The sequence below is a fragment of the Nostoc sp. FACHB-892 genome (genome assembly GCF_014698795.1).
Taxonomy (GTDB): domain Bacteria; phylum Cyanobacteriota; class Cyanobacteriia; order Cyanobacteriales; family Nostocaceae; genus Nostoc.
Window position 1 is genome coordinate 305,096 of the sequence record NZ_JACJTR010000004.1, and the last position, 15,937, is coordinate 321,032.

Annotated in this window: 15 protein-coding genes; 7 read left to right on the plus strand and 8 right to left on the minus strand. The window is 39.0% G+C overall.

Annotated features, from left to right (window positions below; translation table 11 throughout):
• Positions 1–49: 49 nt before the first annotated feature.
• The 5 genes from H6G96_RS08150 (at position 50) to H6G96_RS08170 (ending at position 5,178) form a co-directional block, all read left to right on the plus strand.
• The gene (locus H6G96_RS08150; protein ID WP_190910975.1) at positions 50–1,792 is read left to right on the plus strand and encodes a vanadium-dependent haloperoxidase; all 1,743 of its coding nucleotides are present in this window, start codon (positions 50–52) and stop codon (positions 1,790–1,792) included.
• Between the two features lie 46 nt (positions 1,793–1,838).
• Entirely contained in the window at positions 1,839–2,936 is a 1,098-nt protein-coding gene (locus H6G96_RS08155; protein WP_190910976.1) for an aliphatic sulfonate ABC transporter substrate-binding protein, read from the plus strand.
• A 65-nt stretch (positions 2,937–3,001) separates the two neighbouring features.
• Positions 3,002–3,850, plus strand: a complete 849-nt coding sequence (gene ssuC, locus H6G96_RS08160) for an aliphatic sulfonate ABC transporter permease SsuC (RefSeq protein ID WP_190910977.1) — start codon at positions 3,002–3,004, stop codon at positions 3,848–3,850.
• Between the two features lie 237 nt (positions 3,851–4,087).
• Complete coding sequence (locus tag H6G96_RS08165; RefSeq protein WP_190910978.1) at positions 4,088–4,330, plus strand: hypothetical protein; 243 nt, start codon at positions 4,088–4,090, stop codon at positions 4,328–4,330.
• Positions 4,327–5,178 carry a PhnD/SsuA/transferrin family substrate-binding protein gene (locus H6G96_RS08170; RefSeq protein WP_190910979.1) on the plus strand — a complete coding sequence of 284 codons (852 nt, stop codon included), beginning with the start codon at positions 4,327–4,329 and terminating at the stop codon, positions 5,176–5,178. Before H6G96_RS08165 ends, H6G96_RS08170 begins: the two co-directional genes overlap by 4 nt.
• Positions 5,179–5,233: 55 nt before the next feature.
• Here the strand turns inward: H6G96_RS08170 and H6G96_RS08175 are convergent, their stop codons facing one another.
• Entirely contained in the window at positions 5,234–6,484 is a 1,251-nt protein-coding gene (locus tag H6G96_RS08175; protein ID WP_190910980.1) for a tetratricopeptide repeat protein, read from the minus strand.
• A 274-nt stretch (positions 6,485–6,758) separates the two neighbouring features.
• Here H6G96_RS08175 and ssuD point away from each other — a divergent pair, with 274 nt between their 5' ends.
• Positions 6,759–7,904: an FMNH2-dependent alkanesulfonate monooxygenase gene (gene ssuD / locus H6G96_RS08180; protein ID WP_190730963.1), complete on the plus strand. Its 1,146-nt coding sequence runs from the start codon at positions 6,759–6,761 to the stop codon at positions 7,902–7,904.
• Positions 7,905–8,131: 227 nt separating this feature from the next.
• On the opposite strand, the gene H6G96_RS08185 is transcribed toward ssuD, so the two are convergent.
• The 6 genes from H6G96_RS08185 to H6G96_RS08210 form a co-directional block, all read right to left on the minus strand.
• Positions 8,132–8,557, minus strand: coding sequence for a DUF202 domain-containing protein (locus H6G96_RS08185; protein WP_190910981.1), 426 nt, complete (start codon positions 8,555–8,557; stop codon positions 8,132–8,134).
• 338 nt (positions 8,558–8,895) lie between these two features.
• Complete coding sequence (pstB, locus tag H6G96_RS08190; protein ID WP_190910982.1) at positions 8,896–9,723, minus strand: phosphate ABC transporter ATP-binding protein PstB; 828 nt, start codon at positions 9,721–9,723, stop codon at positions 8,896–8,898.
• A 52-nt stretch (positions 9,724–9,775) separates the two neighbouring features.
• Entirely contained in the window at positions 9,776–10,675 is a 900-nt protein-coding gene (gene pstA, locus H6G96_RS08195; RefSeq protein WP_190910983.1) for a phosphate ABC transporter permease PstA, read from the minus strand.
• A 6-nt stretch (positions 10,676–10,681) separates the two neighbouring features.
• Complete coding sequence (gene pstC, locus H6G96_RS08200; protein ID WP_190910984.1) at positions 10,682–11,623, minus strand: phosphate ABC transporter permease subunit PstC; 942 nt, start codon at positions 11,621–11,623, stop codon at positions 10,682–10,684.
• A gap of 49 nt (positions 11,624–11,672) precedes the next feature.
• On the minus strand, positions 11,673–12,674 hold the full coding sequence (locus H6G96_RS08205; protein ID WP_190910985.1) for a PstS family phosphate ABC transporter substrate-binding protein: 1,002 nt from the start codon (positions 12,672–12,674) through the stop codon (positions 11,673–11,675).
• 73 nt (positions 12,675–12,747) lie between these two features.
• A complete protein-coding gene (locus H6G96_RS08210) occupies positions 12,748–13,905 on the minus strand; it encodes a sulfate ABC transporter substrate-binding protein (RefSeq protein ID WP_190910986.1) in 1,158 nt (385 codons plus the stop codon).
• 409 nt (positions 13,906–14,314) lie between these two features.
• On the opposite strand from H6G96_RS08210, the gene H6G96_RS08215 reads away from it, so the two are divergent.
• The gene (locus H6G96_RS08215; RefSeq protein WP_190910987.1) at positions 14,315–15,250 is read left to right on the plus strand and encodes a LysR substrate-binding domain-containing protein; all 936 of its coding nucleotides are present in this window, start codon (positions 14,315–14,317) and stop codon (positions 15,248–15,250) included.
• On the opposite strand, the gene H6G96_RS08220 is transcribed toward H6G96_RS08215, so the two are convergent.
• The gene (locus H6G96_RS08220) at positions 15,247–15,930 is read right to left on the minus strand and encodes a cadmium resistance transporter (RefSeq protein ID WP_190910988.1); all 684 of its coding nucleotides are present in this window, start codon (positions 15,928–15,930) and stop codon (positions 15,247–15,249) included. The genes H6G96_RS08215 and H6G96_RS08220 overlap by 4 nt on opposite strands.
• Positions 15,931–15,937: the final 7 nt, after the last annotated feature.

Sequence of the window (15,937 nt, forward strand, 5' to 3'; positions counted from 1 at the left end):
TTACTTCCTTTCTTTGAAATTTCAGGCAAAGGCGTAAAGAAATAAAGTTATGGATCAGAGAAAATCTAAACTTATTGTTAGTGCAGCTAGTAGACGGTCTTTTTTATTACACACTGGTATATTTACTGCAAGTAGTGTTGTAGCAGGAGCAGTGGGTTTAAAGTTTTCTGCTGAAAAAGGTCAAGCACAGGAGAAAGTTTCTTCAGTTAACAAGTTCACTGAAAAGGCTTATCGCATACGTGTTGCCGCAGCAGAGGCCAATCGTCAAGTTCCCATTGCGCCTAATCCTACTAATGGCGATGAAGAACGGTATCCCAACAAAATCGGCTCTGACACTAAGGGATTACCACACAACAAGTTGGGTGAAGTTGATCTTAAAGCCTATGACTCTTTAACGAAAGCAGTGACGACCCAAGATCATGATGACTTTGAAAAAGTCATTTTGGGTGGTACAAGAAAACTAGTTAATGCTCAGGGGCCTCTCGCAGCCAGTTTAGAAGGATGTCATGGGGTGCAGGTAGCAGTACCGCCACCACCAACTCTAGCTAGTTCAGAACGCGCTGCTGAAGCTGTGGAAATTTATTGGCAAGCGTTATTGCGAGACGTACCTTTTCATAAACTGCAAAATAACACCGATGATCCTCTGGTATTGGTCGCTGTTGAAGAACTAAACAAGCTGGCGACATTCAAAGGGCCAAAACAAAATGGACGTGTGACTCCCCAAAGTCTGTTTCGCGGTACTGTCACTTACGTTGATCAAAATGACAAATCTGGTAGGACGGCAAAACACGTTACTCCATCAGGGGTATTAATAGGGCCTCACATTTCCCAGTTTGCTTTACTAAATATTCCTTGGGGAGTTCAGTTTATTCCGCCTGTGATTCGGACGGCTCTCCCTGGTAATGACTTCCTAACTGATTATGAAGAATGGCTGAATGTACAGAATGGCGGTACTCCTAAAGCTATTAAGTATGACCCAGTACGCCGTTACGTATCGACAATTCGTGACTTATCAGAATTTTCCCATGCACCAGGCGCAGCATTTTCTGGCGCTGCTCTCATTTTGGGTAGTAGTCGCAAAGCTAACGACCCTTTGAGTAGTGGTATTGACGCACCCTTTAATTCAGGCAATCCCTTTGTTAAATCAAAGACTCAACAGGGGGGTAATGGGTCATTTGGACTCGGACATTTAGAAGCCTTACTGTATCTGGGTAGATCCCGCGCTATTAGGGCTGCGTACTGGCAGAAGTTTTATGTACACCGCACGCTGCGCCCAGAAGCTTATGGCGGACTCATCCACAACAACATTATTAATAAAACTAAAAATCCGATTCATGGAGATATATTAAACTCCCAAGCTCTAGCGCAGAGTTTCAGCAAATTTGGCTCCTATCTTTTGCCGCATGGATACCCGGAAGGTTCGCCCATTCATTCATCTTATGTTGGTGGTGCAGCTGCGATCGCTGGTGTCAGTGCCACATTATTAAAAGCCTACTTTGACGAAGATTTTGTTATCCCTAATCCTGTAGTTCCTGATCCTAATGACCCCACCAAAGTAATTCCCTATACAGAAGAGTCTTTAACAGTGGGTGGCGAATTGAACAAATTAGCAGCTAATTACACCCTTGGTCGTGGTCATGGTGGGATTCACTGGCGTACAGATGGTTCTGCTGGCTTGGCTTTGGGTGAAGAAATTGCCATCAGCATTCTTAAAGATGAAAGATTAGGTTACAACGAAAAATTCAATGGCTTCACATTGACAAAATTTAATGGAACAAAAGTTACAGTTTAAATTTTGAATTTAACAACTTGCTTAATAATTAGAGGTTAGTTAATTAATGGAATATTTCAAATATAAATTTGTATCCTCGATACGCCGACGCATGACTCGTCGTCACGCTTTGTTGGCATTTGGTTACAGCTTAGTATTGTCTACTACGCTATTTAGTTGTAGTAATTCACCAGATAATTCTCAACAACAAATAACTTCATCTGCATCTAATGTTACTACTAGTAATGCTGCGGATAAAGTAATTAGAATTGTTCGTTCTAAGCAACTTACTGCCCTAGCTGTTTTAGAACAAAAAGGTATTTTAAAAGAACGATTAAAACCTTTAGGTTATAGGGTAGAATGGCCTGAATTTGCTGCTGGGCCACAACAACTTGAAGCTTTAAATGCAGGCGCACTTGATATTGCTTCGACAGCTGAATCCCCTCCTATTTTTTCCCAAGCAGCTGGCGCAACTCTTGTATATTTAGCTGCTAATTCTAGTGATGGGAGAGCCGTTTCACTATTGGTTCCTAAAAACTCTCCCATTCAAAGTGTAAAAGATTTGAAAGGGAAAAAAGTAGCTTTCCAAAAAGCGTCAATTGGTCATTATCTCATAGTCAGAGCCTTAGAAAAAGCAGGACTAAAGCTTAGTGATATAGAGTCAGTTGGTTTAGCGCCTCCAGATGCTAACGTGGCATTTAGTCAAGGTAAAATAGATGCTTGGTTCATTTGGGAGCCATTTGTTACCAGAAATGTCCAAAATAATTCTGGACGAGTTTTGGTTGATGGTGGTGACGGTTTGCGAGATACTAATAACTTTATATCTACAAACCGTAAATTCTATGAAGAAAATCGTGAAGTAATCAAGGTCTTTTTAGACGAAGTACAAAAAGCGCAAAAATGGGCTAAGAATAATCCTAAAGAACTTGCCCAATTACTGGCAGAAACAACTCAACTCGATCCACCAACATTACAATTGATGCATAATAAATATGATTTCACGCTCGTACCAATTACTGAAGTAATTATTAATAAACAACAAGAAGTTGCGGAAAAATGGTACAACTTAGGACTCATACCTAAAAAGGTAAATGTCAGAGATGGCTTTTTAACACCTGAACAATATGCCGAAATTACTCCCAAAGAATTGCTAGCGAAAAACTAGCATTTAGGGGGGTAAGCTTGGTGATTAGTCGTCCATTTACTTAGTCCACCCAATTACATAACCTTATGAAATCCATTTCTTCTACTTCCACAGATTTTTCTGCAAGACATACAAAAAATAAAAATAAACTTCAAGTTTTTTTGTTAAAAAGTCGCTATATTCAGATATTAATCCCTTGGGTCGTACCTATAACAATTATTATTGTTTGGCAGATCCTTTCTGCTATTGGCTTTATCCCCACAAGAATTTTGCCTGCTCCATTAAGCGTAGTCATTGCTGCAATTAACTTAACTAAAAGTGGTGAACTATTTAGACATATTAGTATTAGTGCCACACGCGCAATTACAGGTTTTTTAGTCGGAGGAGGTATTGGCTTTGCTTTAGGCTTGCTCAACGGCATTTCTACTCTTGCCGAAAAACTTTTGGATACATCTATCCAAATGTTGCGTAATATACCTAATTTGGCTTTAATTCCCCTCGTAATTTTGTGGTTTGGTATTGGGGATGAAGCTAGATTATTTCTTGTTGCATTAGGTGTTATGTTCCCTATCTATTTAAATACTTTTCATGGAATTCGCAGCGTTGATCCTGGATTAATTGAGATGGGGAAAGTTTACGGCTTAAATTATTGGGGTTTATTCTGGCGAATTATTTTACCAGGATCAATTTCTTCTATTTTGGTTGGTGTACGCTTTTCTTTGGGGATTATGTGGTTGACACTGATTGTAGCTGAAACTATTGCGGCTGATTCTGGTATTGGTTATATGGCAATGAATGCTAGAGAATTTATGCAAACTGATGTTGTGGTGTTGAGTATTTTTCTATATGCATTGTTTGGAAAACTTGCAGATGTCATTGCTAGAAAGTTAGAAAAATCTTGGTTGCAGTGGAATCCCAGTTATATGAAAGGTTAATTATCAAGTGTTATTGAGAAAAAACTAGAACAACCCCAATTTCTTCAAGAAATAGGGGTTTTGTTTTTGTGATTATCTCAACTCCAGATGAAAAAGAGATAGAAGTGTAATGAATTGTGGCAAAAATCAAATTATGAGTCTTATGTTTTGACGAAGTTAGATAATATATAATATAATCTACATTAAGCCTATCGAATTGGTGGCCTTTAGATTGCTCAGTTAACAGGAGAAATCACAATGACATTAGCCCAAAATATTAGTATCCAAAACAATAAGAGCGTAAAACCTGATTCTTTGTGGAAGATATCACAACTAGGAACATCTGTGTTAAATCGGCTGTGGTGGCATATTAATGCTTATACGACTGTTTTAGGAATTATGCTACTGAGTGTTGCTAGCCTAGGATTTTTATATATGCATTACTCTGGGCAAAAGTTGACTCAGGTTTTCCAGAAGAATACTGTTTTAAAACAAGAATGACTATATCAACAAGCTTACGGGCTGTATCTTACTTAGCTCCTAATTGGTTTGGATTATATCAGGCGATCGCAGCTTATTTAGGTCGTGTTTTACAAGTAGAAATCCAACTACATCAAGGTGAATGCGATCCCCTCCAAGACCCTCTATTATTTCAAGACAAAATAGACCTAACTTTTATTTGTGGATTACCACTAATTCGCTACAATCAAGTGGTTTTAGACCAATTACAGACATTGGTTGCACCTGTGATGCAAGCATCCCGGTATGATAACTGTCCTGTTTACTATGCAGATATAATTGTCAAGGCTAATAGTAATATCAAAAAGTTTGCCGATTTGTCAGGGAAAACATTTTGCTATAACGACTCTGGTTCTAACAGTGGCTATAATTTACCTTATCACTGGTTAAGTCAAGAAAAATATCCACAAAATTTCTTTGGAAAAACTATAGAATCAGGTTCTCATCAGCGTTCAATTCGCTGGGTAGTTGAGGGACTGGCAGATTGTGCAGCCATTGACAGTGTAGTGTTAGAACAAGAATTAAGCGATGTTCCTGAATTATCACAGCATTTGCGTGTGGTGCAAGTGATAGGGCCTTCTCCTATGCCACCATTAGTAGTAGCACAGCGTCTAGGTATCCCCTTAATTCAGCAAATGCAATTGGCGCTACTCCAACCAGATGCAGAGTTGCAAGGAGTTATGAAAAAGTTTGGTGTTAAGCGTTTTGCCGCAGTGAAATTAGAACATTATCAGGTACTCAAACAGATTTATAAAAAGGCATCGGGAAAACCGACTCTTTTTGAAGATGGGATGAGAGATGCCTCAACGCCGTTGACGGTTGACGGTTAACAGTCAACAGTCTTTCGTATTATCCCATCCCTTTTAGGGGATGGGATGAGCTTAATTAGGCCGTAATGCCATAAACCCAACTCTGCTTTTGTGTCCACAACACAGCATCATGATAAATTTCCTCAAATAAAACTCGTTGTGCATGACTCCCTCCAATCTCATACAAACGTGGTAAAACCAATTTGAGTTCGGTAGCAGCTGTGTTAAAGTCACCTTTGGCATGAGCTACCATACCTCTAGCTGCGGGAATCGCTACCTCTAACCAACTCTTTTGCAAAAAGGGATTGATACTCAAGGCATGATAATGCATACTCTGAAGCATCTCATTTACCCAATCAGTATGTCCGGCTTTGGCAAGGGCATAGACATAATGCAAGTCCTGGAATGGTAATGCGTGTTCATCAATACGGCTGTAAACATAGGGAATGATACTTTGCCAACGTTTTCCTACATTTACCCCACGTAATTCCAGACGTAATAATAGTGAAATTGCACCTACTTGGTCTTTAGGAGATTGTTTATTTGCACGTTCCCAAATGTGGTTATCGTATAGTGAAGCAACTTTTTGGTAGTTTTTTTGCTCCAAATAATACAGTGCAATGTGCCACCAGTTATGGGTATAAAGCATAGAATTGCAGTTTTTCCAAGTATCTGCAAAACTCTCCATCCAAGCTATACCTTCATTAACTCTTCCTTGAGTTTCCATCACATGAGCTAAAGCATGGTGCGCCCAAGGATCATATCTATTTAAGGCGATCGCCTCACGTGCCATTTTTTCTGCTGCTTCTAATTGGTGACATTGTTCTAAGCCAAAAGCCACCATGCCATATAAATAATGTTGTTGGGGATTGCTAGGTAAAACTTTCTGGGCAATTTTTAGTAATTTTTCTTTTTTGCCTGTATAAAAATAGTGATACTGCCCCTGCTGGACTGATATTAAATCACGAGGAAATCTGTTGGTAATCTGTTCATGAAAGGCGATCGCTCGATCAATCTCTTGATTCGCCCAAGCTAAAATTGCTTGCACATATAATTTTTCTCTATAAGTAATCTTGGCTAAATTCCCTTGTATTACTTGCAAATATGGTTGTACTTGCTGCCAAGCTTTGCTGTTTTCTTGCGTAAGATAATAAGCGGCTGCATAAGCATGAGCTAAAACACAAGTTGGATCAGCCTCAATTGCTTGTAAAATCGCTGTTTCTGCATTTTGACCATAACACAGTGCTTGATCAATGAAACGGTTAATAGCTGCGATCGCTTGGGCTGAATCTGTCGTCACTACCAGTCCTTGTGCATCTTTAAGCATGATTAATTCCTTGCAGCAAGATTTATAATTTTAAGTACGGTAAGTCTATCGAATTTATGTACTTACATGAGTTAGAGTATGTCACAGCCTACACAAAACTGCAAGGATTTAACTACTGTAGCTCGATAAGCTTGCCGTATTTAGTTTTATAAAAGTATTGCATTGCTTGATTATTTGTGCGATATTCTAAAAGTGACTAAATAATACGGTATTTCTATCAACTTACTGTACTTAAATAGCCAGGAAATATTGCAGCTACTCTGACATAGATATCATGCAGCTACTTTGGTTTATTCCGACTCACGGTGAAGGGCGCTATCTTGGTACTGCCATAGGCGGGCGGGCAGTCAACTTTGATTATTGGCGGCAGATTGCCCAAGCAGTAGATCACTTAGGTTTCGCAGGGGCATTACTACCTACAGGCCGTTCATGTGAAGATGCGTGGATTTTGGCATCAACTTTGGTAACGCACACTAAACAGATGAAATTTTTGGTGGCAATACGTCCGGGTTTGATGTCACCAGGAGTAGCAGCAAGGATGGCGGCAACATTTGACCGCATTTCTGGCGGAAGATTGCTAATTAATGTGGTTACAGGTGGCGATCCCGTAGAGTTGGCAGGAGATGGGTTACATCTTTCCCATGACGATCGCTACAGATTAACAGATGAATTTTTAGCAGTGTGGCGGCAGATAGCAGCCGGAGAGACTGCCGACTTACAGGGAGATTATCTGAATATTCAAGGTGGAAAACTGTTATTTCCCCCAGTCCAAAAACCGCATCCACCTCTGTGGTTTGGAGGTTCTTCCCCCGTTGCCCAAGAGGTTGCTGCCAAACACGTAGATGCATATTTAACTTGGGGCGAACCACCAGAACAAGTTGCCCAAAAGATTGCCTCTGTACGTAGACTAGCAGCAGCCCAAGGCAGAACATTACGTTTTGGGATTCGTCTACACGTCATTGTGCGGGAGACAGAAAGCCAAGCATGGGATGCAGCCAACAATTTAATTCGCTACGTAGACGAAGAAGCGATCGCCGAATCCCAACAAGCCTATGCACGCATGGACTCTGAAGGACAACGCCGGATGAAAGAATTACACAACGGCTCTCGTGAAGCCTTAGAAATCAGCCCGAATTTATGGGCAGGAATTGGCTTAGTTCGTGGTGGTGCGGGTACAGCCTTAGTAGGCGATCCCGATACCGTAGCTCAAAGAATGCTGGAATATCAAGAATTAGGCATAGATACCTTCATCTTCTCTGGTTATCCGCATTTAGAAGAGGCATATCGAGTAGCAGAACTACTCTTTCCTCGCTTACCCCTAGAAAATCAGCCAATAGCAGAACCGCAACTAATCAGTCCCTTTGGCGAAATTGTAGCCAACCGAGAATTCCCCAAACAGCAAATAGCCACCGTAGATTAAAAATACTCTACGTACCTCTATCTTGAAAAGTTTCCTACGCAGGGAAGCCCGGCTTTGATTTGCTTTGCATATCTCTGCGTTTGAAAACTCTCAAAAGTCTAACTTAACATGACATCTTTAGGACTTACGCAAGACATCTCTGAAACTCTTATTCCTCCGTGTCCTCTGCGTCCTCTGCGTCCTCTGTGGTTCGATTCTCCGTTACCTTTGCGTAAGTCCTGACCTTATTACTCCAGAATATAAGTATTCAAATAATCTAAGGGAACTGTGAATACATAGTATAGTACTCCCCCACCCAAGAGAAGCACAGCTAAACTAGCGAGAATTATCCAACGATCTGGCGGTTGATAAGTATCTGCGTCAATATCTCGGCGAACTGCAAAATAATGCTGAGTTGAAAGTAATACTGATAACACACCGACTAAAGCGAATGCTAAACCCAACTTCCAACCATTACCAGGAGGTTGTGGTGCTATGGGCGGTTGAATAATCCGCAATCGCACAATTAAAACACCAAAACCCATGAGTGCAATACCACTCCTCATCCATGCCAAATAAGTACGTTCATTAGCTAAATGATCCCGGACTCGATCTGACCGATACTTCTTTTTTTCTAACTTATTCACTTCTAATTTTTCTGTTTCCATTTTCATATAAATTAAACTGCAAATAGCTCTTTAAATTATTTAATATTTTAACCATTTTATTGCAACCACTAATTTCATATTGATAAATATTACGAAATTATACACGGTATAATTACTAAGTTAAAGTATTACTCAGCTTTAGTACTATCAAACCTCAGAGGATGTCTGAGAAGTATCAAATATTTGTTGATTCCCCTAACCCCGCTTAAAAAAGAGGGAATAAGAACCTTAAAGTCCTCAAATTTATCAGGGGATTTAGGGGGAGCTATCAGCGTTCGGTGTATACAAAAAACTTCTCAGACATTTCTCAGGATATTTTCCAGAATTAGAACTGTGATGTCTCTTTAACCAAAGCGTCCACTAATATAATCTTCGGCTTCTTTAGTTTGAGGAGAACTGAACATTTGGGCTGTAGGATTAAACTCAACTAATTTTCCGCGACGTTTGCCATGCTCGTCAATTTCTGTATTGAAGAAAGCAGTGAAATCTGCGACTCTCGAAGCTTGCTGCATATTGTGAGTTACCATGATGATGGTGTATTGCTGCTTGAGTTCTAAACAGAGTTCTTCTACTTGGCGGCTAGAAATTGGGTCAAGAGCAGAACATGGTTCATCCATCAATAATACATCTGGCTTCATAGCGATCGCTCTTGCTATGCAAAGCCGTTGTTGTTGTCCGCCAGATAATGCAGTACCCTTTTCTTTGAGTTTATCTTTGACTTCATCCCAGATAGCAGCGCGTCTGAGAGAATCTTCCACCAATTCATCGATGTTACCTTTATAACCGTTAGCCCGCGGCCCAAAGGAAATATTTTCGTATATTGACTTAGGGAACGGATTTGGTCTTTGAAAAACCATCCCGACTTGGCGGCGTAATTTTACAGAATTTATCTTAGGATCATAAATGTTGCGATCGCGGTAATTCAACTTACCCTCTACCTTCGCTCCAGGGATTAAATCATTCATCCGATTAAAGCAACGCAGTAAGGTACTTTTACCACATCCTGAAGGCCCGATAAAAGCAATGATTTGTTTTTCAGGAATTTTTAAGTAGACATCTAAAAGTGCCAAAAATCCCCCATAAAAGACCTTCACACCTTCAAGATTGAAGATATCATTATCTTGGTCGATTGTGGCGCTATCAAATTTACTTCTACTGTTGCTATAAGTCATTTTGCGTATTTCCTAAATATCTGTGAATGTAATCAATTAGATATTTCATTACCTAATTTATTGAGAAGCGTTGCCGGATATAAATTGCTACACCATTTAAAACTAAAATCAAGAGTAACAATGCAATAATTGTCGCCGCAGCTGCATCAGCAAAACCTGGTTCAGGACGAGTTATATAACTGTAAATTTGAATGGGTAATGCCATAAATCTCTGAAATAAACCAGGGTTAAAAGTCAGAAAACCCACAGCACCTACAACAATTAGAGAGGCTGCATCACCAATAGCGCGGGATACAGAAATAATCACCCCAGTCAAAATACCGGGAATAGCATAGGGTATCACATGACTACTGATAGTTTTCCATTTCGTGACACCTAAGCCGTAGGAAGCATTTCTCAAGGAATCTGGAACAGCGCGAATTGCTTCTCTAGCTGTCACAATAATTACTGGTAAAGACAACAAAGATAAAGTCAATGCACCAGAAATCAAAGCGGGGCCGAACCCAAGCAAATAATTGAAAACTCCTAAACCCAGCAATCCATAAACAATAGAAGGCACACCCGCCAGATTGCTGATATTAATCTCAATAATCGCTGTCCACCAAGCTTTAGGTGCATACTCTTCTAGATATAAAGCTGCTCCGACACCAATGGGGACAGTGACTCCAATCACAATAATTCCTAAAAGGATACTGCTGACAATAGCAGGACGGATACCGCCTTGGTCAGGAAAACGAGAAGGGGTTTCTGTTAGAAAACCGGGTGTTAAAAATCTGGTTAATCCATCTCGAAAAATATCAAAAAGTAGCAAAGCCAGAACAAATATACCAATCAGCAGCCCTAACAAAAAAACTATTTCAAATATTTTTCCTAACGTCTCTCTACTTTCAACATTATCAGTAAACTCTGCCGCAGAATCTAAAGAACCATCTTGTTGATAACTTGTAGCCATAACTTCTTAATCGTATTTTTCTTTATAGCGATTTGCAATCCAGTAACTAACAATATTCAAAGCTAGGGTTATTAGAAATAAAAGAGCGCCCACAGCATATAAAGTCTTGAAACTGAGGCTACCACGCGGACTATCTCCACCAGAAATTTGTGCCATGTAAGCTGTCATTGTTTCTACTGATTCCGCAAAGTTAATAGTCAGCTTTGGCTGTTGGCCTGCGGCAATCAGGACAGTCATGGTTTCACCCACAGCGCGAGAAATACCCAAAATAATTGAGGCTATAATTCCAGAAAGCGCTGCTGGGAGAACTATTTTAAAAATGCTTTCTAGTTTAGTGATACCTAAAGCGTAAGCTCCTTCACGCAAAGAACGTGGGACTGCTCGAATAGCATCTAAGCTGATGGAACCAACAGTAGGAGTAATCATTATCCCCATCATTAACCCTGCACTCAAGGCATTAAATATTTCTAGAGGGATAATATTTCGCAGTAATGGTGTGAGGAACAACAGCGCAAAGTAACCATATACTACAGTTGGTATCCCTGCTAAAAGTTCTACTGCTGGACGTAAAATTGCTGCTACTTTGGGTTGAGCATACTCACTTAAATAAATAGCAGAAAATAACCCCAAAGGAATAGCAACTGCCATAGCTATAACTGTAGTTAAGAAAGTACCAGCTATCAATGGCCAAACACCAAAATGTCTATCTGCAAATAGAGGTGTCCACTTAGTATCAAGAAAGAATTGAGCAAAGGTAACTTCTTGGAAAAAACCAAATGCCTCTTGAAAAATAATTAAGACAATACCAAAGGTAGTCAAAACAGAAACTAAAGCACAAGCAAATAAAATTACCGCAATAACCTTTTCTAAGATATCTTCAGATGCATTTTTCTCTAGTGACTGTCTGAACAGTTGATAAGAGTCTTCTTCAGAATTGCTATTTTGCATAAACAGTTAAATTTTGGATACAATGACACTACAAAGACTAGTACTTTATTTAAATAAAGTTTGTGATTGGCTGCCCAGGTTTTGCTTTTTTAAACTTTGTACCAGTTTCACCAGTAGTCAATTTTTGTTTTACCTTGACATAAGCTTCGTCAGGTAATGCTACATAACCTACGCTATCTACCCACTTCCAAGAATTTTCCAGATAAAATTCTACAAATTCTTTGACTGCTGTCTTACTATCTAAAGATTTTTTACTCACATAGATGAACAGGGGACGAGATAAAGGTGTGTAGATATTTTTGATCACATTATCTATGGGAACTGGTTTTTCACATTTTCCTGTAGGGCTTTCTACAGCAACTAAATTGAGTTTATCTTGGTTTTGAATATAATAAGATATGCCTACATAACCTAAAGCTGATACCTCACCTGAAACTCCTTGTACGAGTAAATTTTGATTGTGACTGGGAGTATAATCTGTACGGCCATTCTTGGCTTTGCCAGTTACAGCTTGAGTCATATAATCAAACGTTCCCGTATCAGAAGCCGGAGCATAAAGCTTTAGTGGTTGGCTAGGAAATTTGGGATTAACTTGATTCCAATTCAATATTTTGCCATCTGATTTAGCGCTCCAAATAGTGTTCAGTTCCTTTATAGTTAGACATTTGGCAAAATTATTTTGACGGTTAGTAATCACAGCGATGCCGTCTAAAGCTATAGGTAACTCAACAAATTCAATATTCTTACTTTTACATTTTTTTATTTCTTCATCCCTAATAGTACGAGAAGCACCAACAATATCGATATCACCAGCACAAAACTTACTAATGCCACCACCAGTACCACTTGAGGCAACGCTAACTTTAGCTTCAGGTTTGACTTTCCCGTATTCTTCTGCAACTGCTAAAGAAACGGGAAAACCTACAGCCGCACCATCAATACTCACCTGGCTTTTCAATTCTTGCCCACCGTTACAAGCAGTGATACTGCTGGTAATAAACATTAAAGATGTTAGGAAAAAGCTATCTTTAAATCGGCTACGAAAGCTCATAAATTATCAATTTAGATAAAGTGACTGCGAATTTCTTACTGTCAGTAAAGAATGCTGCATGAAAAAAGAGATATTATGCTTTGCTTGCAGCTTGAATTTTGTCAAAAATCGCCCCATCTCCAAAAAACTTTTTCTGGATAATATCCCAGCCACCTAAATCTTGAGATGTGAATAAAGTTTCAATTGGAGGATATTTTGATGCTACTTCTTGGGTAACCGTGGGGTTAACTGGACGATATTGTAATTTTGCAAATTCCCGTTGAGCTTCTGTTGAGTAAAGAAAATCAACAAACGCCTGTGCAACTTCTCTTGTACCGTGCTTATCGACATTTTTATCGACTACGGCTACAGGATTATCAATAGAAATATTGACTTTTGGTATGACATAAGGCAGTTTCGGCCCAGTTTTTTCCGCCAAAATTACCTCATTTTCGTAGTTAATTAAGACATCTCCTTGACCTTTTTGGAAAAATAAATCGCTTGCTTCACGGGCATCTTTTATCAGCACAGGAGTGTTTTTATAAACTTTCGTGAGATAATCTAGCGCCGTCGCTTCGTCACCTCCTGTTAGAGTTACAGAACCCCAGAAAGCTAAAAATTCCCAGATAGCAATACCAGAAGTTTTTGGGTTAGCCGCAATTACTTTCACGCCATCTTTTGCCAAGTCTGCCCAAGTATTTATACTTTTTGGATTGCCTTCGCGCGTTACGATCGCAGCAACCGATCTACTAACAATACCATTTCTGGGAGCTTTGATTTCCCAGCCTGATTTAATCAAACCCGCCTGTTGAATTTTGTTTACATCCAGTGGAAGTGCCAAATGTACTATGTCCGCTTCTTGCGAACCGGCAATCACAGTAGCAGTTTGAGAGCCAGAACCACCATAACTTTGTTCAAACGTGACGTTTTGGTTATGTTCTTGCTTCCACTTTTCGACGAATTTAGGTATTATCTGGTCATGAGCTGCTTTTGTAACAGAGAAAGAAACTAATCTTACCTTAACATCATTTTTGCTAGCTGAACTGCTTCCAGAGCATGAGGCAACTGCTATACTGAAAAAAGTGCCTATGAGAAACAGACTCACAAAGCTTTGCACAGTGTGTTTATTGAACCAACTCCTAATTATGTGTTGATACCAGAGCTGTGTAGCCTGCAAAGCTTTCATGGCATAAGCCTGCATCCCTTCAATTAGAGATTTACTTAATTGTGTCAGTTGTTGAGACTTGCTCATCAGAATCACCCCTAAATCTACGGTATTTCTAGGCGAATACCGTAATTAAAAAATTATAGGGTATATAGAATAATATTTATCTATCATCTGGCTTAAATTATTTTTACTAAGTCATGATTTGCTGATTGAAATATTAAAAGCAAGCAGAAGGTGAAAACTCAGCAATAATTAAATCAAGCTTTTTGTCGCATCAGCAGCTAATCTATATCGCTTTACCTGAACGTAGTTTTACTCTATGGCTTCCCATCAATCAATAATAGAAATCAGTATTTCTTGCCAGATACATAGATAAAATTTATGTTTAAGCAGATATAACAGCGTACACGTATCTACAATTTTCCGCCCAACTTAACGTATAATACTTCCCTAATGTATAAAATTACTATGGTAAAAAGCATAAATAGCAAAAATGACGCTCGAACAGTTGCGAATTTTTTTAGTCGTTGCAGAAATGCTGCACTTTACCCGCGCAGCTGAAGCGCTTTATATTACCCAACCAGCAGTAAGTGCTGCTATCCAAACCTTGGAGACAGAATATGGTACGAAGTTATTTCATCGTATTGGTCGTCATATTGAAATTACAGATGCTGGTAAATTATTGCAGTGTGAAGCACAAAAAATTCTGGCTCATGTAGAGTTAACAGAACGTGGCTTAAAAGAATTAAATAATCTGCAACGGGGAGAGTTGAAGTTAGGAGCAAGCCTGACGGTGGGGAATTATTGGCTACCCGAAAAAATTAGTCAATTCAAGCACTTATATCCTGGTATTTTTATTGACTGTAAGCTAGGAAATGCTGAAGAAATTTCTGAAGGGACTGCTGTGGGGATGTATGATTTAGGTCTGGTAACAGGGGAGATTAAAGCATCATTGCAGCACTGTTTAGAGAAAGAAGAAGTAGGAAGCGATCGCCTGCAAATTGTTGTCAGCAAATCTCACCCTTGGTTCCATCGTAGCGAAATTTATGTAGATGAATTACTAAATACCACTTGGGTAATGCGTGAATCTGGTTCCGGCGCACAACAGATGTTTCACCAAGCTTTACAAAGTTGGGGAATTGAACCCAGTAAGTTGGATGTTGTACTTAATCTGAACACTAGCGAAATGGTGAAAGCAGTTGTAGAAAGTAGCGTTGGTGCAGCGGCGATCCCCGAATTGATAGTGAAAAAAGAATTGCAACTCGGAACATTACACTCCGTGCAAATTATCGATCCCAGAAAAAAATCCGGGAAGAAATTAGAAATTGTCCAACCTGTTTGGAAACTAAAACACCATCAACGTTTTCATACAAGAGTGATGACAGCTTTTGAAGCCCTGCTGATGCCAAATAATATACAATGTGCTTAATTTGTTCTATTTTTTTTGACTAAAATTGTTAAACATATACAACTTGCTATTAACTTTATCACACTTAAAGCCTGTGTTTTTAATACTATTACTCCACCCAAAATTATTAATATAAATGGTAATATATAATTAAAATTCTGATTTATAATATTTACATTTGTTGTTTGATAAGCTAATCTATAAGCCAGATAGCACCAAACTGCTATTAATATAAAAAAACTGACAACAATTATCAAAAAGTTATTTAAATTGCTACTAGCAAATAGTGGTATGTAGACGCTGATATTATCGCTTCCATTAGCAATAGTGATGACTGCCACACTGTAAGTTTGTACATTAAAAATGCTGGCGGTGTTTGTCTGTGGATATTCTGTTGTTTCAACTGCAACCTCTTGAATTTCGTCCTCTTCTTGATTGATTAAACTACTAATACCCATCGCTATAGGGATTAATCCCAGCAAGCCAATCCAATTAGGTGAGATGATTAATCCACCTAATAACCCCGGAAGGCTGGCAAGAACTAAAATAGTAAAGCCTAAATATTGACCAGCAATAATATGTCGGCATCTAAAGCTAGAATTAATCTGTGAAAATAGTAGTAATAAAATAACGATATCATCAATATTAGTGGCAATAAAAGCTGAGATTCCCACTAAAACTGTAGTAATAAACTCATTCATTGCAATA